Origin of the sequence: Bacillus infantis NRRL B-14911, assembly GCF_000473245.1 — a bacterium.
Lineage (GTDB): Bacteria > Bacillota > Bacilli > Bacillales > Cytobacillaceae > Bacillus_AB > Bacillus_AB infantis.
The window spans coordinates 2,063,692-2,089,838 of record NC_022524.1 but is presented as its reverse complement, the minus strand read 5'-3'; the positions used below and the strand labels follow the sequence as shown (position 1 = coordinate 2,089,838).

Genomic DNA, 26,147 nt, shown 5'->3' with positions numbered 1-26,147 from the left:
CAATCTCATGAGTGTTAAATAGTGTTAAATGAACAAAAAGGAAAGGCCCTGGGCCCTCCCTTTCTTTATTTCCATTTTTTCAGACCCTGGATGATCCTTTTTCGGAAACGTTCCAGTACGCCAGTCTCACCTTTTGCCACTTTCTGCTTATTCCATTCATAATAGCTTGCAGCTGCAATCAAAAGGCTTCCGGCGATCAGCAGGTACGCCCACCATGGCAGATTGCCCCAAAACGGCCTGGATTGCATCAATACATTAAGTAAAAGAACGGCAAAGCCTGTGAAGAAATATGATTTGATTTTCCAGATCAGCCCGCCAAAAATGGACAGCAGCGATAAGATTCCAATGACCAGGGCATCCTGAATGGTCGAGCCTGCAAGAGCGTCCTCCACTAGAAGAACGGCTGACACAGCAAGCACTGCCCATTGAAGCTTGCTGATGAAGTCCGGGAAACGCCCCTTGAGGATTAGTCTTATCAGTATACTAACTGCAATGAAAGGAAGCGCATATGCCTCCCTGATTAGTACTTGAGGGATCGGCAAATATTCTATAAGGGCAAAGTATGGGTGAAGCAAAAACACTGCACCGGCAGCGGGAGGAATCCAGCCCCATTCCTTCGGCATCCGCCTGCCTTGAGACCATAATGCCAAAGAAATGAGAATGCCTGGCAGCATTTCCGTAAGAATTCCGCCTTCCGCCGGATACATTCCTGCCAGGAAAAGCAGGCCGGCCGGTGTGTAGCTGTCAAACCTCAAACTCCGTTCCGTTTTTTCATAAAGCTGTTTGGAAAGAAATTGGCCGATAAAGATCAACACAGCCCCCATTCCGCCCATAACCAGCAGCCAGAATACAGATCCCATACCAGATGCTGAAATATACATCATAGATGCAAACCAGATGAGGACCAGCGGAACACCATTCAGGAGCTCCCACCTTCTGCTGTGGAGATAATATAAGATAGCAGCACCATATATCACAGATAAGGAGAAATCCGCCAGTCCAAAAGGATACACCAGCACCGAGGTTGCAAGGCCGATTAAGGAGAATGGGACAAGATAATAAGGCAGCCGCTTTTGATCTTCCTCTGACATTAGGCGTGAAAGCCCGTAGGTCACAAAGCTTGAGAGCAGAAAAACATACTGCCTGCTGCTTCCCTCAAAAATCAAAAGGTCAAGCGAATAGAAAAACAAAAACAGCGATAAACAAGCACTATATAAAAAGGCTTTCGTTTGCCACTCACGATAGGATTGCCGGGAACTGATCCAATATACCGCACCTGCAGCAGCCAAACTGATGAAAGCATGCTCACTATGTAGCAGCCAGGTCAAAACCAATGCAAACGGAAGATAAATATGGGCTGACCATGCAAAAGAACGAAATAGCATTGGTTCTTTATTCCTTAAGAAAGCCGAAATTCCGGCAAGGACAATGCCCGGCATGACCATCTCTGTCCATCGGACTATTTCAGGCAAGAGCACAGCCTTGCTGACGGCAGTTAAAAGAGCAAAATATGCTGCAAACACGATTGCCGGCATCAGATAAGATGACAGCCTATTTTTCACTGCTTTATGAAGTCTGTAATAAATCCCTATTCCGCAAACCAATACCGCTGCTCTGGCCCACTCATTCAGCGGGAGGAAGATCGCAGATAGAACGGCTGCCGAATAAAAGGCCTGTGAAATAAAAAACATATATTTACTCATTGCCGGCTCCATTTTCCTATTCAGCAGCATGCCTGTCGCCAAACTGGCTGCAGCCAGGATTGCATTCATCGCAAATCCGAGTGTCTCTCTGTAAAATGGCCAGCTGGTCCGCAGCCATTCCCCCCAGGAGAAGAAGGCAAGTGCAAAGAACAAAGGAACTGCCCATGACAAAGCTTCGTTGAACTCCTGCCTTTTTTCAGCGGTTCGGGACATCCAGAACAGGACGCTGAGAAGCATCAGCATAACGCCTAGCCTGCCCCAGTAGGCAAAGCTTGCGGACAGCAGCATGCAGATGCCCATTACACCCAGTCCGATATCCCGGGAACTTTGGCTGATTACCCCAAGCCATACAGGTGTTTTAAGAATGCCCAATATGACATAGATAGCAGCGCCAGACAGAAATACAGGCAATAGAAAATCTTTGAATGAGAAAAGCGTATCAGCCACTAATAGGAGCTCCCATGATGCCGCGAATAGAAAAACAGGGCTAAAATAAGCAAAAAAACCATTTTTTCCTTCAGCCAAAAACAAAAACTGGCCGGAAAGAATCAGGTAAGCGAGGAGCATGCTAATGGACGGTTCATTCAATCCTGCCAGCGCTGCCTCTGCACTTATCAATAAGAAGACAAAAAGAGACACAGCTGCACTCGTCCAGTTGAATATCTTCTTCCAGCCTTCATCTTCCCTGAGCAGTTTTGGCAGGAACATAAACCCTGCACCGGCAGCAGCATAAATTGCCGGGCTAAGAAGCTCCAGCAGGGAATTTTCCGTCAGCTGGTATATCCCCATAACAATCAGCAGTGTGAACGCATAATGATATTCCTTCCTGCCGGAAACATACACACTCGCCATAAAGAGAACAGCTGCAAGAAGCAGATTGATGCCAACACTAAAAGTATTCTGATAAAAAGCCAGCATCATAACAGTAGACAAAATCAGGCTTGCCTGGACGATATAAGCCAGCTCCCTAAAGAACAGGGGAGAAATACTCTTTTTCCGCCCCTTCAGGAACAGGGCAATCAGTCCCGCATTATAAATCATCATGCCTAAATAAAAGGTATCCTGCCTTGCCCCCAGTGCAAGCAGCAGGAAGCCGGCAGCAGATGTTAATGCAGAGAAAGAAAACCAGACGAAAAGCCTCGAACCCATCTGCCGGGCAAGGAAACCGTAGAATGGAGCCAGGATCAAAGCTCCAGCAGCACCATAAAAATAACTTCCCTCACCATAAAAAGATAAATACTCGCCCATGAGACCGAACCAGCTTACCGACAGCAGAAAGATGGGCAGAAACAAGCTCCCCAGCACATTGAAGGCAAGAGCAGTCTTTTGTATTCCAAGAAGCTTCCCGGCTGCAAGGGAGATCCCGAAGAACAGCAATGAAACAAGTGCGATGGAACCGCTCTTCATCCAGTCGCTCATTTCATCCCAATTGCTGGTTGCGACAAAAAGCCCTCCAACCAGGAGCAGCACAACACCGAGATTCAGCGTCATTGATATATTCCGTTCCCGCACTTCCTCGGGGCTCCGTGTTTTTTCTTCAGCAGAAGGCTTTTCAGGTACAGATACAGGCGCAGGTGCAGTGATCACCTTCTCTTCCTTTTTCGGCTGCTCAGCCGTTTTCAATTCCACTGCATCCAATTCCAGTGACTGATAGTAGGAAAGATGGGCTTCAAGCACCCGGCTGTAATCGTCCGGACCAATGAATTCCTGCTTTTTCAGTTTATACAGTTCTTTTTGGAAAATTTGCTTTTCATGCTCTTTGGTAAGAGAACCCAAGGATATGCCCCCTTCTGTGGATTAAAATTCCATCATATTCATTTGGTGTAATATTACACCAAATGAATCCTTTTTAAAACTATTTTTTAAAAAATTGACAGAATTTTTGCAAGAGGGAGGTTTTCTTAACCGCTATGGAGAATATAAAGTATTTATTTGCGAAGGCTCTGCCGGCTGCGGGAATATACCCAGCCCGTACAGAGAAATAGGAGGCTGCTATGCTAAACAATGTATTCGATTATTTGATAAAAGAACGCGACACCCACCTGCAGGAGCTGACGGAGTTTTTATCGATTCCAAGCATCAGCGCCCTGCCTGATCATAAGGAAGATGTCAGAAAGGCAGCAGAATGGACGGCGAAAGCGCTTGAAAAAGCAGGTGCTGAGAATGTCAATATCTATGATACTTCCCGCCATCCGGTTGTATACGGAGACTATATAAGGGATGAAAGCAGACCGACTGTCCTGATATATGGCCATTATGATGTCCAGCCGGCCGATCCGCTTGAGCTCTGGGAGAGTGCGCCTTTCGATCCCGAAATCAGGGATGAGAAAATCTTTGCCAGGGGAGCGAGCGATGATAAAGGACAGGTCTTCATGCATATAAAAGCTTTTGAAGCACTGTTGAAGGTGACTGGAAATGCACCTGTCAATTTCAAGTTTTGCATAGAAGGTGAAGAGGAAATCGGGAGTCCGAATCTGCCAAAATTCGCTGAGGAGCATAGAGAGCTCCTTTCTGCAGATGCAGCGGTGATTTCGGATACCAGCATGATGGAAAAAGGCAGGCCCTCCATATGCTATGGACTAAGGGGGCTCTGCGGGCTGCAGATTGACTTGAAAGGAGCAAATGCTGATCTGCATTCAGGTTTATATGGAGGAGCGGTGCAAAATCCGATACATGCCTTGGCTAAAATTGTGTCTTCCTTTCATGATTTTGACGGTAAAATATTGGTCGACGGCTTCTATGATCAGGTGGAAACATTGACCGAGCAGGAAAAAGAGGCTTATGATGCACTTGGCTTAGAGGATGACAGCTTTAAATCACAAGCCGGCGTAAAGGAGCTGTTTGGGGAATCGGGGTACTCAACTGTTGAGAGGCTTTGGGTCAGGCCGACTTTGGAAGTCAATGGAATCGGCGGAGGCTTCCAGGGTGAAGGGATCAAAACGGTCATCCCTTCCCGGGCATCAGCCAAAATCACCTGCCGCCTTGTCCCCAACCAGGACCCAGATGAAATCGCCCGCCTGCTCGAGGAACATATCAAAAAGCATACTCCTCCTGGTGTAGAACTGAGCGTTTCCTTATTTGACAAAGGAGCGCCTTATGTTACTCCATTTGACCACCCGGCCATCCAGACTGCCGGAAAAGCTTATGAAAAAGTATACGGTGTGCCGGCGGTGTTCACCCGCGGAGGGGGATCGATTCCGATCGTTTCCGTTTTCGACCAGCTGCTGGGTCTGCCCGTCGTCCTGATGGGCTTCGGTCTGCCGGAAGAAAATTTCCATGCTCCCAATGAGCACTTTCATCTTGAGAACTTTGATAAAGGCATGCAGACCCTCTGCCATTACTGGGCTGACCTGGCGGAAGAAAGGTTTTGAGACCATAGGAAAAGGCGCTTCTCAGCGCCTTTTCTTTATTTCCTGATAGAAACCAATTTTACATCATCAAAGCTGAAACGGTGGTAATTTTCCTCTTTGTCGGTAAACTCAATAAATCCTTCAAGGTCCTTGATCCTTCCAATAACTTCAGAGCGGCTTTCGGCCTCAATCTCCTCAATGACCTCCAGGCCTTTCTCAAATGTGTAAACAATTTTAAAATTTTCCATTGCTAACATCTCCTCTTTTATTCTATATGATTGCCTTCACCGGAAGGAAGGTCTCCAAACCGCGATAGATCAGTTTGTTTTTAAGAGTACAAGCAGCCCATCTTCTGCATACCCCAGGACTTCCCGGGCGTCCACGTCTGAGAGGCCAAGGTCTGAAAGCCTCCCAAGAACACTGGAAAGAGCGGGATCTTCTCCATCCTGTTCAAACGCTGTAGCAAGATTCCGGAAGACCGGACCGTCATTTGAAGGTGAATGTTTAACCATTTCAATCTGCAATCCTGTTTTCTCTTTCAGCTTGTGGGCCTCTTCACTCTCCCTGCACACCACTATATAGCTTTCTGCGGAAGAAGCATCCGCTGCTTTCCGGATGATTTCATCTGCAGTAGAAAATACGCCTGCCACTTTTGAATCAGCCATTATGTATCTTCACTCTCCTTCCGGCATCTCTTTCGCATTTTTCCCTAATGGAAACGTCCAAAACCTCTTTTTACTGAGCAAAACATGGAAAAAGGCATTGAGTTTGCGCTCAATGCCATTAAGAAGTTACTTAGTCGTATACAGTTTTGGGTCCACTTCAAGGATAAAATCATTTTTCCTGCCTGTATATAGAATATCAAGCTCATGCATGGCCCTTGTGCAGGCAGTATAAAAAATGGTCCGGTCACTTTCATGATCATAGGCAGACGCATCATAAATAATGACAGTGTCAAACTCGATGCCTTTTGCCAAATAAGCCGGAATGATGGTGACGCCTTTTTCATAGGAGAGGGTTCCCTTTTCGATCAGCCGCACATCCGGCAGCAGTTCCTTCAAGCCTTCAAACGCTTCCTTGCTCTCTTTTGCCGTTCTGCAGATAATGCTGATTGATTTATGAGCCTCTTTCAGCTGCCTATTCACTGTTTCAGCAATCTTAGCATGAAGAGCTTCCCTGTCTTCTTCAAATATTACAGCAGGAAGCCTGCCTTCCCGATTGAATGGCTCAACAAGATCCCCGCCGCTGATAAAAGATCTTGTAAATTCTACAATTGGCCTGGAAGAGCGGTAGCTTTTTGTCAGCACGATGGTCTTCGCTTCTTCCTCATGGCCATGGTACAGCGTCGTAGCACCGATGGAATGAGTATACACCGCCTGGTTCACATCGCCCAAAAGAGTGAGCCTGCTGTAGGGAAACAGCTCTTTGATATAAGCAAACTGGAAAGGAGAATAATCCTGTGCTTCATCAATGAACACATGCCTGATGCCTGTATCCTGCTTTCTCCCCTCCAGGAGATGCTGCAAATATAAATATGGAGTGGCATCTTCATAAGGGATTTTTTCCTTGCTCAGATTTGCTGCAGTAATCTTGCATACAGCATCCCAGTTTTCCGGATAGAGGGAATCACCCAATACATGATCTTTACAGAAGAGCTGCTCATAAGTGGCAAATACATCAAGGAACTTTAAGTTCTTCACCCTGCTTTTCAGCCCTTTGAACCTTTTGTTGACAACCATGTTCTCGAGGAACTTCTGCTCTTGCTCAAACTCATCGAAATTCTCTCCGTTTTTATTTTGCTTCTGCTGTGCTTTTTTAAAGGCTTCCAGATAATCCACTTTATCGAGAAGCTGAATTTCCTCTTCCACCCATTCTTTTTTTCGCTCTGCTTTTTGGATTTTCCGGAGCTCCTGCAGCAGCCAGTCCTTAGTCAGCTGCATCCGGTTTGGGATGGAGATGGATTTATCCAGTGAGTAAAAATACTGGCTGATCTCTTCATGGGAAAAAAGAGTCTCGCCGCGGAAGCGCAGGTCTTCAAATTGCAGCCCTTCCTCCGAGAGCTTCCCGGCATATGCATTAATCATTTCAACAAATCCGGTATCAGACTTGAACCTGATTGCCTTCTTCCTCATCTCTTTTTCAGGAGACTCTTCTTCTGAAAGGATAGATTCCAGCTGATCAAAAGGATCTTCTACACCAAGCTCCCTGCCCAGGCTTCGCGTTATATACTCCTGATAGGTTGCCTGTGACATATTTTCCTCGCCAAGTTCAGGAAGGACGGTTGAAACATAGCTGTTAAAAAGGGAATTCGGAGAAAACAGCATAATATTGTCCGCCTGAAGGGTGCCTCTGTGCCTGTAAAGCAGATAGGCCACACGCTGGAGGGCAGCCGATGTTTTCCCGCTTCCGGCAACACCCTGTACAATGAGCACCTTGCTGTTTTCATTGCGGATGATCTCATTCTGTTCTTTCTGAATGGTCGCTACAATCGACTTCATCTGGGTGCTCGCCTTATTGCCGAGAACTTCCTGAAGAAGCTGGTCCCCAATCGTCAGCCCTGTATCAAACATTCCTTCAATCTTACCGCCCCTGATGATGAACTGCCGCTTCAGCAGCATTTCTCCTTCAATGGTTCCTTCTGGCGTTTGGTATTGGGCGGGGCCGGGAGCATAATCATAATACATGCTTGAAATCGGAGCCCGCCAATCATAGACGAGAAAATTTTCATCTTTTTCATCCATAAGAGAGGATATTCCGAGATAGATGACATCTTCCTCTTTTTCTCCTTCCTCATGGAAATCAATCCTTCCGAAATAAGGAGAATTCTTGATTTTTGCCAATGTACTCAGCTGCCGATCAAGCTGGCTTTTGGTCCTTTCCCTTTCAGATAAAAGTTCAGCCTGCTGCTTGATGCTCGTAAATGTCTCAATCACATCATCCGGCTCATCCAGATTGACTGTAACATCTTCCCAGAATGTTTTTTTGAGTTCAAGCACATCTGAGCCTGCTGCAGACCCTTTACCCAAAAGCTTGTGCATCTTGCTGTCTGCAATCCCGATGATCTCTTTAACCCGATGCTGTTCCATTTCTTTGCTATCGCCTGGTTTGCTCATAAAAAAAACACTCCCCGGAAAAAATTACGGCCGTTTTTAGTTGACACCACTTGTGTTTCTGTGTTACTATTTAATTAGATAATAATATATATTTTCAAATGGCTTTTTTAGACCGCTCTTCATTGTAACACTAATACATATATTAAACAAGACCGCTGTTTTTAGCCGGTCTTGTTTTTTTGTTTTTTTGTATTTTTGAATCTGCTCTATTCAGTTCACTTTTTCAATAAAAACTAGTGCCAGGGCTCCTGCAAAACTGCAGGAGCCCTATTTTCACTATCTATAAAGGCTTAGGATCATAGCTGGATCCTGTAAGATCAGTCAGCTCGCAGACAGCATCCCAGGCATGCGGATAAAATTCATGCCTGGCACCGCGCTCCAGGGCTTGGGCTGGAATGCCCTTCAGGCTTTTCGTCCGCAGGCCGATCATCCTTTTGACCAGCTGGATGTGGGAATGGCGGAAAGTCTGGAAATACTCGTCAAATGTCAGCAGAGTCTTTAGAAGCCGATAAAGCGTCCGATTGCCGTCAGGTGTTTCTAAAAGCTGGAGCAGAGTCCTGTTTTCCTTCTTTAACAGCCTTTCGAACGGTTCCCAAAGCTTAGGTCCTTCTTTTAAAATAGCATTAAATCCCGGCGAGTCCTGGCCGCTGCCCCTTCCAAGGAACAGCCTGATCGTATGATAATCGGCAGGTGTGATGGCTTTTACGAGATCGAAAACAGGCGGAAGCTGGCGCAGATGCTCATTGATCCGGTCAAGCATAAGACTTGCCCCTTCGGCATCTCCTTTTTGCATGCTCTTGCATGACCGGTCCAGATATTGAAGGATCAGTTTGAAGTGCAGCTCCGCAATCTGGTGGACTGTCTGAAAAGTAAGCTCATCCTCGCAGCAGAGCTCTTCTTCTTCCTTCTGAAGGCTGAGCAGTTCTTGTGTGCGGATGTATTTTTCATAGTCAGACAGCTGTTTGCTTTCCTCTTTCACAGTATCACTCCCATTTCAATCAGCATATTTTCTGAGGACTGCGCGCACCGGGCTTCCATCGGCATATTCAATCGGAAGGGGAAGTGCGATCAATTCGTAGACCCCCGGCTCTGCTTCACTTAAATCCAGCCCCTCGAGTATATGGATCCCGCATCGCTGGAGCTCATGATGGGCGGGAAGCTCCTTACTGTCCAGCCTATCAACAGAAGGCACATCCATGCCAATAAGCTTGACGCCTTTTTCAGCCAAAAATGGTGCAATATCAGGATTTAAAAAAGTGATTTCTTCCGGAAATACAGAGGCATCCTTCCATGACTCCGTCCTTAATAGAAGCCTCTCAGCGCCGTGAAGATCAATTCCTTCAAGCTCTTTTTTCCCAATGCTGGCTGCGCCTGCAAGATCGGCAACTAACGCTTTTCCTATATATACTTCAAGCGGTATATCGGTCATTCGATTCCCTTCTGAGTCAAAATGGAAAGGGGAATCCACATGAGTACCTGTGTGTATGCTCATGGTCAGCTTCCCGACATTCACAGAGCCGCTCTCTTCCTTTGGCCAGCTGACTTCATAGGCAAACGCTGTGTCTCCCGGCCAGACAGGCATCCCCTTGTGAAGCTTCCTTGAAATATCAATGATCATCTTTTATGACTCCTTATGCGATGATTTCTCGCTTGTTTTCATATTTTTCGTATAATCTGTTCTCCATGATGTCCTTTAGAATCGACACAGCCCTCCAGATATCATTGTACGAAGTATAAAAGGCTACCGGTGCGAGCCTGATGATATTAGGAGAACGGAAGTCCGGCACCACACCTTTTTCTTTTAAGGCTTTGCAGATCCTTGCGGCATCATGATGCTCAAGAGCAACATGCCCTCCCCGCCGCATATCTTCTCTCGGCGTTCCGATTGTAAGCCCATAACCGGACAGATAAGTTTCTGCCAATTCTATCAGGTAGCCGGTAGCTTTCAAGGATTTCTCTCTGATTCTATCGATGCCGGCTTCCTCAAACATATCGAGCGAGCCTAATAGCGGAGCGGCACTTAAAATATGAGGCGTCCCAATTTGAAAAGCGCCTGCATTATGAGCTGGTGTGAAAGTATGCTCCATATCGAACTGTAGGCTTTTATCCGATCCGAACCAGCCGGATAAGCCCGGCATTTTGCCAAAATGCTTTTTATTCACATAAAGGCCTCCGATTCCCCCAGGCCCGCTGTTCATATATTTATAGCTGCACCAATAAGCAAAATCAGTGCCCCATTCTGAAAAATGGTGCGGAACCGCCCGGCAGAGTGGCACGCATCAAAGCCGATAAGGATGCCCCTCTTATGGGCTTCCTTTGTCAGCCGTTCTATATCCAGAAGCTGTCCGCTTCTATATAAAACAGTAGGAAGGATGATCAGGCAGATCTCATCCGTCATCGCCTCTATGATATCTTCCTCGGTGATTGTTCTGCCATCCCTGCTCTTTACCTGGACGAGATGCTCTTCAGGCGGCAGACCCTTCAATTGGAGCTGCGACTGCAAAGCATAAATATCTGATGGAAAATTCAATTCGTCGGCCAATATTTTGGTCCGCTTGCCTTCCGGTTTGAAAAAGGTTGCGGCAAGCTGGTGCAAATTCGTTGTAGTGGAAGCGGTTGCAATTACTTCTTCAGGCTCTCCTCCAACCAACGCTGCTGACCTATGTCCCAATCTTTCGGATACATAGTACCAAGGATTCTCCCCGCTCATCCATCCGTCTATGCCTAAGTTTTTCCATGAATCAAGCATATCGAAGAGTGTTTGTTCTGCCCTTGCCGATAAAAGCCCGAGTGAATTGCCATCCAGATAAATCATATTTTCTTTTATGTAAAATTCTTCTGCAAATTTGCGGAGCGGATCCTGGCTATCCAAATAATCTGCTCTCTCTCTTAATTGTTCCAAGTGATTCCCTCCCTGCTCTTCTTAAAAGGTAAGCCAGAATAAGGGTATTGTCAATATTCTGAATTAACCCGGTAAATGGAAAAAGAACCTGGCTCAGCCAGGTCCCCATCTTTTTATTTATTCGCTTTTTGCAGGCTCGGGTGCCTTTGAATCCGCTGCACTCCTGAGAGGAATTTCCTTCAGGAAGAAGGTAAGAATGACTGCCACCAGCATCGTGATGGTGACAAATAAGAACACGCCCGACAATGCATAGCTGAGCGCCTCCCTGAGCATTGAAATGATATGCTCGAACAGGGAAGCAGCTTCTGCCGGCAGCGAAGACTTAACCTGGGCCAGTTTCTCATGATCCAGGAGAAGCTGAGGGTTCTTCAATGACTCCAGTTTCCCTGCAAGCTCAGGAGAAGCAGCCATATTATTGGTATTCTGATTCTGTGACATGGTGGTCATTTTGTCTTCCATGCGGTTATTCAAAAGTGTTCCCATTATAGCAACACCTACAGTTCCGCCGACTGAGCGGAAAAGCTGGGATGTCGCGGTGGCAACCCCCAGGAATTTCTGCTCAACCGCATTCTGGACAGTCAGCGTGAATACCGTCATGCCGATCCCGATACCAAATCCTACAAGAATCAGAAATCCAACAAGTGCATATTGGGAAGTATCTGCATCCATCCGTGATAATAAGTACAATCCTACTGCAGAGATGCATAACCCAATGATTGCCTGCAGCTTATATTTACCTGTCTTCGAGATGATCTGGCCGCCAAGGGCACTGGCGAAAACCAGTCCCAGAGTCATGGCCATCGTCAGGAAGCTTGAGTGTGTGGCTGAATATCCAAGAACACCCTGGATGAAATAAGGCACATACATGACGCCGCCAAACATGGATACCCCGATGACGAAGCCAATGATATTCGAGATTGTAAAGATACCGTTCTTAAATAAATATAGCGGCAGAATCGGTGTTTTGACTTTTCTTTCGATTAGGATGAACAAGATGAGTGCAATCACAGCGCCGCCGAACAGCATGATAATCTGTGATGAACCCCAGTCATATTTTGTTCCTGCCCAGGAGAATCCTAATAAAGTGAGAACGATGGTCGCTGTCAGGAATACTGCCCCAACATAATCGACGCTTTCCCCTTTTTTCTTTTCCTGTGACGGAAACAGCTTCCAAATCAATGCAAGTGCTACAATGCCAAGCGGCAGGAATACCCAGAATACCCATTTCCACTCCAGGTTATCAACTATATAACCGCCGAGCGTCGGACCGAAGACACTGGAGATCCCGAACACAGCGCTCATCGCCCCCTGCCACTTCCCTCTCTCGCGGGGCGCAAAAAGGTCCCCTACGGCAGTAAAGGCAGTAGACATGATCATACCGGCCCCAAAGCCCTGGATGCCGCGGTATGTAATCAGGTCAAAAATATCAGAGGACGTTCCCGATAAAAAGGCGCCGATAGAAAAGATAATAATTCCAATTAAAATAAATGGCTTCCGTCCATAAATATCAGACAGTTTCCCGACAAGTATGGTTGTAATGGCGCTGGTCAGCATATAAATCGTGAAAACCCAGCTGTAATAATCCAGTCCGCCCAGGTCAGATATGATTTTTGGAAGGGCGTTGCCTACGATTGTCTGATTGACTGCGGCAAAGAACATTGCGGCAATGATGGCGATCATAATCGTAATTTTTTCTTTTTGGCTCAAATGTTCCATTATTTGCTTCACCTCTTATGATGTCTCTTTTAGTGGACCCTGCCCAGCAGGCTGCTTGTCAGAGCAAGCTCTTCATCCGATAAATCACGGAGCTTTTCTTCAAAATAATCCTTGGAAACCTGCTCCAGCTCTGCTGCCATCTTTCTTCCCTCATTTGTCAGGGACAAGCATACAATTCTTCTGTCGTGTTCGCTTCCGCCCCGCACGATCAGTCCTTTGCTAAGCAGCTTTTCGCTGACTGCTGTTATATGGCTGCTCGAGACCCCGAGCTCACCCGCCAGCTGGGAGACCTTACTTTCCCCTTTTTCTGCAAGCTTCCTGAGAACAAGGAATTCATTAAAAGGAATATACCCGTCAAACAGGCCATGAAAATCTGCTTTTGATTTCTTCACAGTTCCTCTCACTGTTGCAATCAGGTCGTAAATCAATCTATCCCTGCTAATTGGTATCCCCCCTGCTTCCATTTACCAGATAAATAATTAACTTTGTGAACTATTAACTTAAGCAACTATAATCCTATGCTTTCTTTTTGTCAACATAAAAAAACCAAAAGCTTTTCAAGCTTTTGGTTTTGGTTATTTTAAAAAATATTTCTGGCTAGTTTTAATGAATGTCCCTTTGATTTCCTTAAATAGACGAATAGGCACAAGAAGAATATCGCACCTGCTCCTCTCAGGACTGAAGAAACTGTCATAGCAGCATTCATGCCGGCCGCTTCAAGAAGGAATACACCAAACTGCGGCGCAATGAAGGCGACGAGGGCCAGCAGAATATTATAGTTCGAAATACAGATGCTGCGTGTTTCCTCTTCAGTTACCTCCAGCAGCTGGTTGAAGAGCAGCAGCACGGTGCCTGAAACAAACAGACCGGAAAAGAAATTGACGATAACCAGATACACCATATTCGGCGAGAGGATTGTCAGCACAGGTGCCGATGCCATACCCAAAGATACAAGAATCATCATTTTCGCATTAGTGTGTTTATCAGCCATCCTTCCCCACCATTTAAAGCTCACAATCTGGGCAAGCTGATTCGCAACAGTGAAAAGGCTGATCCAAAGTGCCGTGGCGCCGGCAATTTTGATCTGATAGATGCTGAAAAGCGACCAGGCCATCTGCCACCCGAAATTAAAGAAAAGACTGCAGATGATAAAAAACAAGAAAGGCTTGTGCCTGAAAACATGAAGGCCGATGCTTAGTTTTTTCTCCGCTTTCCTGCTGGACTTTGGCTCTTCATGCTTGAACAAATAGTACACTTCCGCCAGTCCAATCAAAAACGCGGCTAAAAATAAAACCTGGAAAGGCAGAGAATTGGACTGGTCAAACTGCTGCAGAAGAATGCCGATGGCGAAAGTTGAAAGCATGCCGACAATGGTCATTACTTTGTTCCGCTCGGAGAAGAAACCGCTCCGGCGGCTGTCAGGTATCAGATCGCCGATGAAGGACTGCCAGCTCAAATTGGCAATCGAACCTGGAAAATTCATCAGGCCGACAAGGAGGACAAATATCCACCCTCTCATCTCCTCAGGCAGATACACAAGCAAAAACATCGCTAAAAGGAAAAAACGCGCGGCCAGGAAGGAGTATGCAGTAAGCCGCTTCTTTTCTTCCATCCTGCCTATAAGCAGGGAGCCGATCACCATGGCAAAAATTCCTATAAACTGAGGCAGGGAGCTGATCAATCCAACCTGGTAGTTCGAAACGCCAAGTACACTGATCGCAAACAGAGGAAAATAATTGGTGCTGATGTTCAAAATGACAGTAGTAGCAATCCCATTGCGGATGCTGAGCTTCTCATTTGCATCGACAGCCGAAGCTGATCGGGCCATATATACATCTTCTTTCATTGTAGAATTTTTCATAAACAATAATTTCCTTAGCTATCATAGTCTCTCAGCAAAACCGTTGCAAGTGCTTTTTATACATTTTTTGTGAATTTTTCAGATGAATTGTAAACAAGGCTTCCATCCTTTACACTGTTAGGGAATGAAAGGAGCCATACTTGTGGAAAAAATAATGGATCATATTGGAATAGCCGTACGAGATATAGACAGCACCCTCAAATTTTACACACACATATTGGATGCTGAACTGATTGACAGATATGTAAGTGAAGCAGCAGGAGTCGAAAGCGAAGTCTGCATACTAGAGGTTAATGGCGACCGGATCGAACTCCTGGCACCTACCAATAATACAACCTCCCCCATCGCCAGGTTCATCAAGCAAAAAGGGAAAGGCGTCCACCATATCGCCTACCGGGTGCCTGATTTAATGGAGGCAATCGCTGACCTGAAAAACAGCGGAATCCGGATTCTTGAGGATTCCCTCAGGACAAACAAGCATGGCAGGAGGCTCGTGTATCTGAATCCTGCTGATACAGAAGGAACCATCATTGAGTACTGTGATTATCCAGGGATCGCAAAGGAATAAGCAAAACCGCCTTCTCAGTTAAAAAGGAGGCGGTTTTTTCTTTTTCATCCTTTAAATGACAAAAGTCCTTTCCTGTCTCATAGGTCTTCAAGTATACTTTATATGATTAATAATCTATCAAAAGATTTATTCTACTGGAGTATATAACATGACCAATGAATTGATTTTATATAAATCGCTAGTCGCTCTTTCAGGAGTTTTGAGCTTATGTTTATGCCTATTTGCCTTCTATAAGCTAAAAGGCGCTCCAGGTGTTAAACCATATATCATCGCGACCATCTTATCGTCGCTCTTTTCCTTTTTCTATGTATTTGAACTGTCCAGTTCCACACTGAAGGGCATCAAACTATGGTTAAGTATGGAATATCTTGTCATGCCCTTTATTCCTGCCTTTATCTTCTTAATGTGTGCTGAATATGCCGGGCAAAAGCTGAAGCCCTGGGTCATTTATATTCTTTTCCTTTTACCCAGTGCAACCATCTTCATGCATGCCACAAATGGCCTTCACCATCTGTACTATAAGGCTGTTGAGCTGAGAAATGATGCCCCCTTCCCGATTGCCGATCTGGAATATGGCCCTTTCTTTTATGTTCACGCTTTTTATATGTTCATCTGTCTGACGGTCAGTGTCCTGACATTGCTTCTTCGGCTAAAAGGTGCATCCCTCCTGTTCAGAATCCAATTAATGGCCATGGCTGCCGGTCTGGTATTCCCGATTCTTGCAAATTATTTTTACTTAAACGACCTGAGCCCCTATGGCATTGATCTTGGACCCGTTTCCATGAGCTTATCTTATCTTTTCCACTGGGTCGCTTTGATGTCTTTCAAAATGTTCGATGTTACCCCGATATTAAGAGATACGGTTTTTGACAGAATGAAAGAAGGCGTGATTGTCCTGAACCGGAAGGGAGCCATCCTTGATTACAACGCAGCGATGGTTCCTATCATGCCCTTCCTCAAGCCTTCTGTGATCGGCAAGCCATTTAAAGAGGCATTTTCCGGATTCCGCATACTTGAGGAAATTATAGAGAATGGGATGGACTGCGATTATGAGTGGATTCAGGATAGAAAAAAAATCCACCACCAGGTTCAAATGTCAGATGTCGAGGATAAAAACGGCCATCAAATTGGGCGGATTATTTCATTTGTTAACATTACTGAAAAAATCCTGATACAGGAACAACTGAAGGAACTCGCTTCCATTGACGGCCTGACACAAGTTTACAATCGGACTTATTTTATGAAGCAATCGCTGGAATCACTGGGGGGCATCAGTCCCAATGGGGGGGATGTCTCCTTAATCATGTTTGACATCGACCATTTTAAAAAAATTAATGATGAATATGGCCATGAGACCGGGGATTTGGTACTCTCCCATGTTGCGAGGGTTGCCAAAGAGAGCATTCGCGCTGCGGATGTGATAGGCAGATACGGAGGGGAAGAATTTATCATTCTGCTCCCGGATACTTCCTTTGACGAAGCCTATGATTTAGCTGAAGCGATACGACTCAATGTTTCAGAACAGTACACCAAGTTGGGCCAGGTTAATGTGCATGCAACGCTTAGTTTAGGAGTTTCACATATGTTTCTTTTTCCGCAGGTTTTGGACGATCCTATTCAATTTCTGATGAGAGAAGCAGACCAGGCTTTGTATGCTGCCAAAAGGAATGGAAGAAATAATGTTCAGCGGTTTGTGAGGGAAACAGAGTTGACGGAAGTATAGGCGGGAACAGGCTTTTATTTGCACCTGTTCTTTTAAATTATGTTAAAATGTGGCAAAAGGAGTGATGATGATTGATTGTAAAAACCCGGACAGAACCCCGTGAGTTGCGTCTTTTCAGGGCATTGAATTCCCGTATGGATTTGTCAACTAAGGATGAGACTTACTATTCTAATTTAGAGAAAGGCTACCAGGGCGAACTTCAATTTGATGAATGGCTGCTCTCTGCAGCAGAAGGAGGCCTGATTTTAAACGATTTGCTGCTGGAAAGGAACAACACCTTATTTCAAATCGACTCTTTGCTGATCACCGCATACATCGTTTATCTCTTTGAAGTCAAAAACTTCGAAGGCGACTTTGTGGCCGAAGGAGACCAATGGTTCACCGCCTCAAAAACCGAAATCAAAAACCCCCTCCTGCAGCTCAAAAGAAACGAGCAGCTGTTCCGCCGGCTCCTCCAGGAACTAGGCTGCAAAACCAAAATCCAATCCCACCTCATTTTCATCAACCCGGAATTCCAGCTCTATCAAGCCCCTCTCAACCTCCCTGCCGTATTCCACCCGCAGCTCAACCGCTTTGCCGCTCCTCTAAAGAAGGATACCTCACTGAAACTATCATCAGCACATACCAAACTCGCAGACAGACTGGCCGCTGCCCACCTTGATAAATCACCTTTTTCATCTGTGCCAGAGTATGGGTGGGAGGGGTTGAGGAAGGGGATTGGGTGTAGGGGGTGTGGGGTGCTGTATGAGTACTTTGATGGGAAAAATCTGAAATGCAATTACTGCGGAGGAAAAGAAAGCTATGCCACAGCGATTATACGTGCTGCAGAAGAATATAAGCTACTTTTTCCGGATAGGAAAGTAACGACTAATGGGATTTATGAGTGGTGTGGGGTTATTAAATGCAGTAGAACTATTCGGAAGGCACTATCTAGCCATTATGATTTAAAAGGACATGGCTACTCTTCTCACTTTATAGAGCGCAGTTAGCCTTTCGGAGATGGAAGTCAGGGTTTTTTAAAAATGTGTTGATTTATAATACAAGGTTCCTGACTTTCTTTCTGGAACCTCTTTCTAATTTCAGTTTTCAATCCTAATTCTACTATAACACTGGTTAGGGAGCCTCACACCCTATTCTTAAGGCACTCTGGTTCTATGTTCTTCGGTGAGAGTGACTCATATTCTCTTTTTGAGGCACTCTGATTCTATGTTCTTTGGTTAGAGTGACTCATATCCTCTTTTTGAGGCACTCTGATTCTATGTTCTTTGGTTAGAGTGACTCATATTCTCTTTTTGAGGCACTCTGATTCTATGTTCTTTGGTTAGAGTGACTCATATTCTCTTTTTGAGGCACTCTAGTTCTATGTTCTTTGGTTAGAGTGACTCATATTCTCTTTTTGAGGCACTCTGATTCTATGTTCTCTGGTTAGAGTGACTCATATCCTCTTTTTGAGGCACTCTGATTCTATGTTCTCTGGTTAGAGTGACTCATATCCTCTTTTTGAGGCACTCTGATACTAAGTTCTCTGGTTAGAGTGACTCATATCCTCTTTTTGAGGCACTCTGATTCTATGTTCTTTGGTTAGAGTGACTCATATTCTCTTTTTGAGGCACTCTGATTCTATGTTCTTTGGTTAGAGTGACTCATATCCTCTTTTTGAGGCACTCTGATTCTATGTTCTTTGGTTAGAGTGACTCATGACCTCCTTTTGAGGCACCCTGGCTCACTTTTCTTTGGTTAGAGTGACCCATTCACTATCTCGAGACCTCTCTTTTTATTTTGTTCCAAGGTCGTCCAATTCCACCTAAGATAAAGACCGCTGCTCCTGCCTATACCAACCCTCCTGTTCATATCACTACCTTCCCTCCTTCTCAGCCAACTCCCTCAACCCCTCAGCCCTAAACATTATAAACTCCCGCATATACCTCTCCAAAATCAGCTTATCAGCAGCAATTCCCAGCAGTCCCAAAGGCGATTCATATTGGAAAGTATCAATCATTACCGTTCCTTCAGCTTCCTCGAAAAATTCATGAGTATGAACAAACGACTTGAAAGCGCCTTTCACCATGATATCGACAAAACGAAAAGGCTTTTCCATAACTGTCACTTTGGCCGTCAGCCTCTGTCTGATACCGAAATGCACGGCCTCCCAAGTTACCATATCGCCTTTTTCAAGCAATCCGCTGGTCACTCCTCCAACTGCCCTTTCCTGTGTTCTAGATGTTGTTTGCGTATGTACTTCAACACTTCTGGCAAGGTCAAAACATATTTTAATTGGTGCTTTGATGAATTGTGAATGTCTGATGGTTGGCATAATGGAGACTCCTCATTTTTTTCATTAATACTATTTTAACTCAACAACAAAAAAAAGGACAGTCTTCCAAAGAGGACTGTTCTTTCCAGTTTAGGAGTTCAAATAATTTTTCCAAATAAATTTTCTTCTTAATGAGGTGTATAGATATTCCTTGCATGGTCTCTGAAAGCACTAACTAATACAGGATGTCCTTACCTGCTAACAGCTATATCTGTTTGTACTCAGCTAAAGAAAATAAGAACCTACTCCTGCCTGCTTAACACTCTCCCAATCTTATCAACGGACCGACGGGAAAGTGCATAGATTTTATGTGTATCATCAATATTCATAATTGTCCCATGACCTTCACCAATCCAGAGAAAATAAATCTTATTCCCCATAGCTACTTTGTAATCCGGCTCCGCCATATCTGCGATACCAGGTTGTTTCTTAGCGTTCCTGAAGGCATTCCTAAATATCTGGACTGATTTAGAGTCGGAAATTGTAATGGACTTTTCCCCTTCTGATGCATGCATCTTATACACTTCCACTTTCTCAACCTTCTCCGGCCACAGGTTCCAGCCGGCTAAAAGAACAAATGCCGCCAAAATAATCAGGAGTCTTTTTTTCAAAAAAATCACCTCTAACAGGTTAGACGTTTTTCCATTCAAGAGGTTACTTCAAGATTTTTCGACTAGCCCTTCACTTCCCAATCATCATAGCACTCTGCATCAACACTCAGCTTTTTAGTCCTAAGCCATTCAAATGCTTTGAGCACCAATGGCGACGCATTATCCCAGCTTGCTTCATACTCAGCAAGCCACAAGGCTCCAAACGAATCCTGACCATCAAACTCCAGCGGCTGAGTCAGTCTGCCAGTCCCCTCGACTTCATAAAAAACACAGATATGATGCACATGGGTATATTCCTTCCAACCCCAAGGAAGCATGAAATCAATAACGCCGATATTCCGGATGATTTCTATATCTAAGCCTGTTTCTTCAAGAAACTCTCTCCTTAAAGCCATAGCCAGGCTTTCTGAATCCTCAAGGCTTCCTCCCGGCAGATCATAGCGATTGGTGTATGGACCGCCTTTTTTGTTTATCACCAGGAGTTTGTTTTTCTTGAAAAAGAGGCCATACACACCATAAGCCCGGTGCATTTTTGATTTCATATCAGCGGGCTACCACCAGTTTGCCTGCACGTAAAAAGTCAGGAGGACTCTTTTTAGCAAAGTGTCTTTCCACACTCATCAAAACCGCATCATTCCCCGGCAATGATGCGGTTTCAATCGCTTCCGCAAATGACATCCATCTATAAGCTGAATGTTCATGATTTAAGATAACTTCCTGATGTTCCGGAACATAGCCGACAAAAACAGGCGCCATGTAAATATAATTGTCATTCGCAGAGTATATCTGATCATATTGGTTGGATACATAAAGATAGGGCAGCGAGATGCCTGTTTCTTCTTTTATCTCTCTTAAAGCCGCTTTCCAGGCGGTTTCACCATCCTCTATGCTGCCGCCAATATAGCACCAGGCATCCGGCAAAACAGTTCCGGCTCTTTTTAAAAGCAATACCTTGCTTTCCTTCTCAAGCTTTTTAATTAAGATTGCTGCAATGCCTGTGCATCTTATTGCGACTTCTGACATAGATATACCTCCGAAAAATTTGTTAGCTTTTTTATAACGCATAGGTTTATTTCGCAAGATACTATCCAACCTTGGTCATTTTAAGTTGGATTTCAGGGGTATCTTCAGAAATATGATAAACCCTCCAATAAACCCCCACCAAAAAAATCCCCATTCCTACAAAAATAAAAGTAATCCCTATTTCCGGTATATATGCCATTGCCCAGATAAATAAACTGGAGATCATCCCTCCAACCGCCCCCACCAGTCCAAGGACTGATAGATGCTTTCCTCTTGAATGGGCAGGAAGCGATTTAGCGGTGATGGCCTGAAGGGTTGGCAGATAGATGAGCCCGCCGGCAGAAATGAAAAGCATACCCAGCATTAAGAGGGCTGGATGAATGAAATAGCTTAGGCAGATATAGCCCAGTACAAAAAGCAGCAAGCCCAGCATGAGGGACATTTTTTCCGAAAGCCTTTTGGTCAGCTTGAATATGAAGCCTGCTGCTATGGTGATGATGATCGTTTCTTCCAGATTTAAATAGCCGATCATCTTGTATCCTGAAATATCAATATCCCCAACAGGATATTTTGACACGATCCTGATGCTTAAATAATTGGGGAATTGTTCTTTCAATATATTGATAAGCAGCTGTCCTATGCATAAGAAAAGAAATAATTGTGAGGCAAAAATACTTAGTTTCTTTGCCGGTGCGGCTGGCAGCTCAGTGATTGCATCAGCAGCTTTAAGAGGAATGTCTTTTATCAGCAGGGAGGTCAATACAGCGGATAATATGGAAGTCAGGCCAACTATAAAGAACAGCATGGAAGAATGATTTTCAAAAAAGAATCCGCCCAATAAGCTTCCGCCGGCAAATGCAGTACTTGTAATCCACATAAAGTAGGTATAGATGATTTTTCTGTCCTTCTCATTGCTCGCATCAATGATCAAAGCAGAATAGGCGGGATTTGAGGCACTTTCAAAGAAATAAATAAAGCTGAATGCAACTACAATGGGAATGGCGTAAAAATGGTGGAGTGAATCAAAACAGTACACAATTAAAAAGCCGATTCCAGTCATCATTTCACTGGTGATGATGACTCTTTTCCGTCCGATCCGGTCAGCTGCTTGTCCGCCTAAAAGATATCCTATGATACTAATGATTCCAATGATGATAATCATCATAGTTGTTAAAGAAGGGCCAATTTTCGCTGCAAAATAGACAACCGTGTAAGGCATGACCATCGTATGAGCAAGCACGGTGAAAAATTTCAATAGCATTCTTACCCGGATGGTTACATCAAAAGATAAAAATTGTTTCATATATTTCTCCTCGCTCATTTAGAAAAAAGCACTGAGTATACCCCTGTGCTCCCCCTATTCTACACCTGATTGCCTCTCATAATTTCTGAATACCATTCCGCCGGCCCTAGTCATTCCCGCCTTCTCATAGAACGGAGCATGGGAATCATCACAAAGCAGATCAATCATATAAAGGCCATCAAGTTCTTTAAGCATCCTGTTTAACAGCTCTTTTCCTATCCCTTGGTGCTGATATTCCGGGAGGACTTCGAGCAATGGGATATACGCAGATAGAACATTGTCACTGATGGCAGTGATGAAGCCGGCTGCCTGCTCCGCTTTTTCATCGATGGCGAGGACCACTTTAAAGCTGTTTTCCAGCAATTTCAGATGCGTGTCCGGGGAGGGAGGATTCGGCCAATCTGCAAAAAAACCATTCAGCATGTCAGATGAAATGCCCTTTAAGGAAGATGTATAGATCATAAGAATTCAACTCCTGTCATTTATTAGGTATGTTGATTTCCCGGATCTCAATAAAATAATAAGAACACTGTCTACCTCCGAAATGTGTAATAAGGAATATTTCGACAAAAAACAGCCAAAACCTTTTTCTTCCATAAATAATTTTGCTAGTCCCGCAGCTTTTTCTCAAGGATGATTTTATGCATCCCTTTTTCATCTATGTATGTTTCCATTACATCAAATCCGTGCTTTATGTTCAGGATCAGCATGTCCCGCCACTTGTTCATCGTTTTTGTCCGGACCAGCCTGTACCCCCGCCGCTTGATATATTCATGCTGCATCTCCATCAGCCTGGAAGCAATTCCACTTCCTCTGAACTCCTCATCAACACCGCCGAGCCAGCTGTAAAACTTGCTCTCCTCTAATTCATAGCCCATCTTGTAGCCAATTACCCGTTCTTGACAGGCAGCAACTGCAACAAGCAGCTTAGGCTTATCAGCCATCTTACTTTCCAGCTGGCCCGATTCCCCGAAAATGGAAGCATGCAATGGAAGGATTTTGTCCAGCATTTCCTGTTTTGGCATTCCGGCATAAATTTGATAGTTTACTTCCACTGGCGCTGTCCCCCCTGATGCAAATCGTACCACTTAGGCCTCATTTTAGAAAAATAATCATGGTCTTCCAAAAACAGATACACTTTTTCCATCATCCCCTCAAGGTTTTCAGGGGTATGTTTTAATGTCCAGATAACCGTGGAAAAAGCACACATTCCCAGATAAACGGAATATAAGGTCCAAAACGCCTCTCCCGGTTCTTCCTGATCATGGTAGCCTTTTATTTGGCCAATTGAAAAAGGAATGCTTATATTACGGCTGAAGATGCCGATTTTTAGAAATTCATGTATCGGATCTCCCCAGTCAAACCGGTTAAAGTCAATAATGCCGGCCAGACTTTTATTTTGAATAATCAGGTTACCAGGATGGTAGTCATCATGCTGAAAAAGGCTGGGACGTTTTTTCATCCTGTGAAGGTTTTTTTCAATAAACTGGATGATTTTATCATCATATTTGATTTTTACACCGCATGAAGAATATGCTTCCATATACTTCTTATGCTTTTCTGCTTTCCTTTTATACCAGGAAGGCATTCCTTCAGGAGCATGAAGCTGATGCATTTTCCTCAATTGACTTCCGGCCTCTAACCCTATTGCATACTGATCCTGATCAGAAAGGAGCTTTATTTCTTCCTCCGCATCCTTCCCCTCGATAAAGGTGGTGATCATATATCCTCTCCCTCCTGCTTCGCCAATCTCTACTGGCTGGGAGCAGGGGATAGCATAACCATGCATTTTTTCTAAAATCGTGAACTCTTGTCTTTTTGATGGAAGTCCTGACAAATCAAAGAGCCTCAGAAGTAATTTGCTTTTATCCAAAGAAACCATATACTTCTCATCTTGTGAAAATCCTTTCTGTAAACGGACAATTCCGATGCTCTTCTTGAGCAGCGGTATTTCCTCTGCCAGCCTTTCCAGCATCCTGTCACCTCCGATGATAAAAAGGCCAAATCTCCGTGATTTGGCCTTCCGTTTTCAATTTAAACCCACTTCAGCATCACAGAATCAGCTGCCGGCTTATAGCCGATTTCCTGGTAGATATGATTGGAGGTTGGATTGGCTAAATCTGTGTAGAGTGAGCAAAACTTATAGGATTTCAGCAATTCCCTGCTCAATGCCGCCACACAGGCCGAAGCATAGCCTTTCTTCCGCTCCTCATCAGGCGTATAGACGAGATTGACAACAACACCATGTTTGGTTGGCCTTGCTTTTTTCGCCATGGAAACCGGCCTGCCATCCTTTAGCCATAAATAAAGGGATCTTTCCGAGATAAACTGCCGGGCCTTTTTCCTTCCCTCTTCTATGCTCAGGGTATTTTCAGGAGTGGCTCTGCTGAAATCGGATATCCAGCCTGCAGCGAGCTCCTCATCCTTTTCAGAAGCCAGTGACAATGTTCCGCCTGCATATGGAAGATCGTTCACTTTCTCCAGGATATAAATCCTCTGATCCATCACAGTTTCGCTGCCGGCACCGGTCAATTTCTTCCATTCCGCTTCAGCCTTCCGCGCTGTTTCCTTTGGTGCCACGATTCCCGGAAAAGATATGTTTCTTTCAAAAAGCTCGCGCAGGACCAAAGCAGCCGCTTCATCAGGAATGTCTCCTGCAGACCATATCAGATAGTGCGGCGGTGTCATGATCAGTGCTGCTATGATTTCTGCCTCCCTTTCTGCCAATGCAAGTAAGGGATTTTTATAAGGGCTGTCAGGTTCTGCAGCCTGGTACAGCAGCCCAAGCGGAAGATTGTTTTCAGCTTCACGTTTAAGCAGGAACCTTTCTGTTCTCTGCAGAAATTCCTGCGGGTTTTCATATATAGTAAAACGCAGACCCATTCTGCTTCCCCCAAGTCCTTTAATTATGTATTCAGCAGCTGCTCAAGAACTTCCTGCACTTTGTATCCTTGATTAAAGCTGACTATCCTTGCTTTTCCCCCATCAATGCTATGGCAGATTTCGCTGACAAGATCCATATCATTTTCACGCTCGACAGGCAGCATTTCTGCTTCACCATCAATCGTGCTTTCAGCAAGCTGGCTCCAGTTTTGCAGATCAATGGTCCCTTTTTCTCCAAAAATCTTGAAAGAAATCTTTTCCTGCTGGCCGATCCCGCTCGCACCGTTGAAGACGACAGGAATATTCTCGCCAGCCGTCATCACTGCCACAAAACCTGTCTCGCATAAATCCGTATCTTCAGGATAGTCAACAAAGGAACGGACATCCTTAATATCGCCGAAAACGTCCATGATCATTTGGATATAGTGCGGCCCGACTTCGCGGATGAATCCGCCCTGCTCCCTGCCGGCGATCCAATTATTCTTCTGCCATTTCCTTGGCCATTCAGTGAAATGAAGATTTACTTCCACACGCTTAATTTCACCGAGCGACCCATCTGCTGCTTTTTCCTTGAAAAGGCGGAACACATTGCTGTACATCATTGGAAAATTGATTGCATTGACGATGCCGGCCGCCTCTGCAGCCTCTGCCATTTCCTTTGCTTCCTCAATTGAATTGGCAAGCGGCTTTTCACAAAGAATATGTTTTCCTTTTTTAATTGCATCCAAAGCGATCTGATGGTGGAATTTTGGAGGCACGGCTATGTATACTAGTTCGATTTCTTCATTATTTAATAGTTCCTCATAGTTGCTGTACAAAGCAACTTCCCCTAGTTCGCTTTTAAGAGCTTCGAGCCGGGTTTCGTTCGTATCGCAAAGTGCTGCGACTCTTGTTCCTTCATTATACTGAAAATTTCTCAGCACTCTCTCTCCGATGGCACCGAGTCCGATAATCCCCACATTTTTAGACATGCTAACACTCCTATTTCTAATCTTTTGACAATTTCTATTATAGCTTATTGCGGCGGAAATGGGGATTGGAATGTTTGAGCCTTTGTAGTTTACATAATAATATTAT

At 44.7% G+C, this 26,147-nt stretch carries 23 protein-coding genes and 1 pseudogene; 4 read left to right on the top strand and 20 right to left on the bottom strand.

Annotation, left to right across the window (positions count from 1 at the left end; all coding sequences use genetic code 11):
* Positions 1–65: 65 nt before the first annotated feature.
* Positions 66–3,479 carry a hypothetical protein gene (locus tag N288_RS10480; RefSeq protein ID WP_009790818.1) on the bottom strand — a complete coding sequence of 1,138 codons (3,414 nt, stop codon included), beginning with the start codon at positions 3,477–3,479 and terminating at the stop codon, positions 66–68.
* Positions 3,480–3,697: 218 nt separating this feature from the next.
* Between N288_RS10480 and N288_RS10475 the strand changes: the two genes are divergently transcribed.
* Entirely contained in the window at positions 3,698–5,074 is a 1,377-nt protein-coding gene (locus N288_RS10475) for a dipeptidase (RefSeq protein ID WP_009790817.1), read from the top strand.
* Positions 5,075–5,109: 35 nt separating this feature from the next.
* Here N288_RS10475 and N288_RS10470 read toward each other — a convergent pair whose 3' ends face one another.
* From N288_RS10470 to N288_RS10430, 9 genes and pseudogenes are all read right to left on the bottom strand, one after another.
* On the bottom strand, positions 5,110–5,301 hold the full coding sequence (locus N288_RS10470; RefSeq protein ID WP_009790816.1) for a hypothetical protein: 192 nt from the start codon (positions 5,299–5,301) through the stop codon (positions 5,110–5,112).
* Positions 5,302–5,370: 69 nt separating this feature from the next.
* Entirely contained in the window at positions 5,371–5,718 is a 348-nt protein-coding gene (locus N288_RS10465; protein WP_009790815.1) for a hypothetical protein, read from the bottom strand.
* Between the two features lie 126 nt (positions 5,719–5,844).
* Positions 5,845–8,166, bottom strand: coding sequence for an RNA polymerase recycling motor HelD (gene helD / locus N288_RS10460; protein WP_009790814.1), 2,322 nt, complete (start codon positions 8,164–8,166; stop codon positions 5,845–5,847).
* A 280-nt stretch (positions 8,167–8,446) separates the two neighbouring features.
* Positions 8,447–9,145: a tryptophan 2,3-dioxygenase family protein gene (locus tag N288_RS10455; protein ID WP_009790813.1), complete on the bottom strand. Its 699-nt coding sequence runs from the start codon at positions 9,143–9,145 to the stop codon at positions 8,447–8,449.
* A gap of 15 nt (positions 9,146–9,160) precedes the next feature.
* Entirely contained in the window at positions 9,161–9,784 is a 624-nt protein-coding gene (gene kynB, locus N288_RS10450) for an arylformamidase (RefSeq protein WP_009790812.1), read from the bottom strand.
* A gap of 13 nt (positions 9,785–9,797) precedes the next feature.
* Positions 9,798–10,981 (bottom strand): annotated as a pseudogene (gene kynU / locus N288_RS10445) (kynureninase).
* A 204-nt stretch (positions 10,982–11,185) separates the two neighbouring features.
* Positions 11,186–12,784 (bottom strand): MDR family MFS transporter, encoded by a 1,599-nt coding sequence (locus N288_RS10440; protein ID WP_009790808.1) that lies wholly within the window; start codon positions 12,782–12,784, stop codon positions 11,186–11,188.
* A 29-nt stretch (positions 12,785–12,813) separates the two neighbouring features.
* A complete protein-coding gene (locus tag N288_RS10435) occupies positions 12,814–13,212 on the bottom strand; it encodes a MarR family winged helix-turn-helix transcriptional regulator (RefSeq protein WP_022543799.1) in 399 nt (132 codons plus the stop codon).
* Positions 13,213–13,364: 152 nt separating this feature from the next.
* Positions 13,365–14,645: an MFS transporter gene (locus N288_RS10430; protein WP_009790806.1), complete on the bottom strand. Its 1,281-nt coding sequence runs from the start codon at positions 14,643–14,645 to the stop codon at positions 13,365–13,367.
* Between the two features lie 142 nt (positions 14,646–14,787).
* Here N288_RS10430 and N288_RS10425 point away from each other — a divergent pair, with 142 nt between their 5' ends.
* The 3 genes from N288_RS10425 (at position 14,788) to N288_RS10415 (ending at position 17,925) form a co-directional block, all read left to right on the top strand.
* Positions 14,788–15,213, top strand: coding sequence for a VOC family protein (locus N288_RS10425; RefSeq protein WP_022543798.1), 426 nt, complete (start codon positions 14,788–14,790; stop codon positions 15,211–15,213).
* Between the two features lie 148 nt (positions 15,214–15,361).
* Entirely contained in the window at positions 15,362–16,936 is a 1,575-nt protein-coding gene (locus N288_RS10420; protein ID WP_022543797.1) for a histidine kinase N-terminal 7TM domain-containing diguanylate cyclase, read from the top strand.
* A gap of 71 nt (positions 16,937–17,007) precedes the next feature.
* Positions 17,008–17,925: a nuclease-related domain-containing protein gene (locus N288_RS10415; protein WP_022543796.1), complete on the top strand. Its 918-nt coding sequence runs from the start codon at positions 17,008–17,010 to the stop codon at positions 17,923–17,925.
* Positions 17,926–18,791: 866 nt separating this feature from the next.
* On the opposite strand, the gene N288_RS10410 is transcribed toward N288_RS10415, so the two are convergent.
* The 10 genes from N288_RS10410 to N288_RS10365 all read right to left on the bottom strand — a co-directional run bounded on the left by N288_RS10410 (position 18,792) and on the right by N288_RS10365 (position 26,041).
* Entirely contained in the window at positions 18,792–19,250 is a 459-nt protein-coding gene (locus tag N288_RS10410) for an SRPBCC family protein (protein WP_009790802.1), read from the bottom strand.
* A 242-nt stretch (positions 19,251–19,492) separates the two neighbouring features.
* A complete protein-coding gene (locus N288_RS10405) occupies positions 19,493–19,861 on the bottom strand; it encodes a hypothetical protein (RefSeq protein WP_022543794.1) in 369 nt (122 codons plus the stop codon).
* Positions 19,862–19,923: 62 nt separating this feature from the next.
* Positions 19,924–20,403: an NUDIX hydrolase gene (locus tag N288_RS10400; protein WP_009790800.1), complete on the bottom strand. Its 480-nt coding sequence runs from the start codon at positions 20,401–20,403 to the stop codon at positions 19,924–19,926.
* A 1-nt stretch (position 20,404) separates the two neighbouring features.
* Positions 20,405–20,926 carry an NUDIX hydrolase gene (locus N288_RS10395; RefSeq protein WP_009790799.1) on the bottom strand — a complete coding sequence of 174 codons (522 nt, stop codon included), beginning with the start codon at positions 20,924–20,926 and terminating at the stop codon, positions 20,405–20,407.
* A 19-nt stretch (positions 20,927–20,945) separates the two neighbouring features.
* The gene (locus N288_RS10390; protein ID WP_198018088.1) at positions 20,946–22,187 is read right to left on the bottom strand and encodes an MFS transporter; all 1,242 of its coding nucleotides are present in this window, start codon (positions 22,185–22,187) and stop codon (positions 20,946–20,948) included.
* 54 nt (positions 22,188–22,241) lie between these two features.
* Positions 22,242–22,649 carry a GNAT family N-acetyltransferase gene (locus tag N288_RS10385; protein ID WP_009790797.1) on the bottom strand — a complete coding sequence of 136 codons (408 nt, stop codon included), beginning with the start codon at positions 22,647–22,649 and terminating at the stop codon, positions 22,242–22,244.
* Between the two features lie 146 nt (positions 22,650–22,795).
* On the bottom strand, positions 22,796–23,242 hold the full coding sequence (locus N288_RS10380; RefSeq protein WP_009790796.1) for a GNAT family N-acetyltransferase: 447 nt from the start codon (positions 23,240–23,242) through the stop codon (positions 22,796–22,798).
* Positions 23,233–24,162: an aminoglycoside phosphotransferase family protein gene (locus tag N288_RS10375; RefSeq protein WP_009790795.1), complete on the bottom strand. Its 930-nt coding sequence runs from the start codon at positions 24,160–24,162 to the stop codon at positions 23,233–23,235. The genes N288_RS10380 and N288_RS10375 overlap by 10 nt, the downstream gene beginning before the upstream one ends.
* A gap of 59 nt (positions 24,163–24,221) precedes the next feature.
* Positions 24,222–25,070, bottom strand: coding sequence for a GNAT family N-acetyltransferase (locus N288_RS10370; protein WP_009790794.1), 849 nt, complete (start codon positions 25,068–25,070; stop codon positions 24,222–24,224).
* A 23-nt stretch (positions 25,071–25,093) separates the two neighbouring features.
* Positions 25,094–26,041, bottom strand: coding sequence for a Gfo/Idh/MocA family protein (locus N288_RS10365; RefSeq protein ID WP_009790793.1), 948 nt, complete (start codon positions 26,039–26,041; stop codon positions 25,094–25,096).
* Positions 26,042–26,147 lie beyond the last annotated feature (106 nt).

What these genes read in the sequence shown, in the direction of transcription:
- N288_RS10365 (WP_009790793.1), bottom strand. Translation starts at nt 26,041, where the DNA reads ATGTCTAAAAATGTGGGGATTATCGGACTCGGTGCCATCGGAGAGAGA.
- N288_RS10475 (WP_009790817.1), top strand. Translation starts at nt 3,698, where the DNA reads ATGCTAAACAATGTATTCGATTATTTGATAAAAGAACGCGACACCCAC.
- N288_RS10400 (WP_009790800.1), bottom strand. Translation starts at nt 20,403, where the DNA reads ATGAAATCAAAAATGCACCGGGCTTATGGTGTGTATGGCCTCTTTTTC.
- N288_RS10470 (WP_009790816.1), bottom strand. Translation starts at nt 5,301, where the DNA reads ATGGAAAATTTTAAAATTGTTTACACATTTGAGAAAGGCCTGGAGGTC.
- N288_RS10370 (WP_009790794.1), bottom strand. Translation starts at nt 25,070, where the DNA reads ATGGGTCTGCGTTTTACTATATATGAAAACCCGCAGGAATTTCTGCAG.
- N288_RS10390 (WP_198018088.1), bottom strand. Translation starts at nt 22,187, where the DNA reads ATGAAACAATTTTTATCTTTTGATGTAACCATCCGGGTAAGAATGCTA.
- N288_RS10440 (WP_009790808.1), bottom strand. Translation starts at nt 12,784, where the DNA reads ATGGAACATTTGAGCCAAAAAGAAAAAATTACGATTATGATCGCCATC.
- N288_RS10465 (WP_009790815.1), bottom strand. Translation starts at nt 5,718, where the DNA reads ATGGCTGATTCAAAAGTGGCAGGCGTATTTTCTACTGCAGATGAAATC.
- N288_RS10410 (WP_009790802.1), bottom strand. Translation starts at nt 19,250, where the DNA reads ATGCCAACCATCAGACATTCACAATTCATCAAAGCACCAATTAAAATA.
- N288_RS10420 (WP_022543797.1), top strand. Translation starts at nt 15,362, where the DNA reads ATGACCAATGAATTGATTTTATATAAATCGCTAGTCGCTCTTTCAGGA.
- N288_RS10385 (WP_009790797.1), bottom strand. Translation starts at nt 22,649, where the DNA reads ATGATCTATACATCTTCCTTAAAGGGCATTTCATCTGACATGCTGAAT.
- kynB (WP_009790812.1), bottom strand. Translation starts at nt 9,784, where the DNA reads ATGATCATTGATATTTCAAGGAAGCTTCACAAGGGGATGCCTGTCTGG.
- helD (WP_009790814.1), bottom strand. Translation starts at nt 8,166, where the DNA reads ATGAGCAAACCAGGCGATAGCAAAGAAATGGAACAGCATCGGGTTAAA.
- N288_RS10395 (WP_009790799.1), bottom strand. Translation starts at nt 20,926, where the DNA reads ATGCGTTATAAAAAAGCTAACAAATTTTTCGGAGGTATATCTATGTCA.
- N288_RS10430 (WP_009790806.1), bottom strand. Translation starts at nt 14,645, where the DNA reads ATGAAAAATTCTACAATGAAAGAAGATGTATATATGGCCCGATCAGCT.
- N288_RS10375 (WP_009790795.1), bottom strand. Translation starts at nt 24,162, where the DNA reads ATGCTGGAAAGGCTGGCAGAGGAAATACCGCTGCTCAAGAAGAGCATC.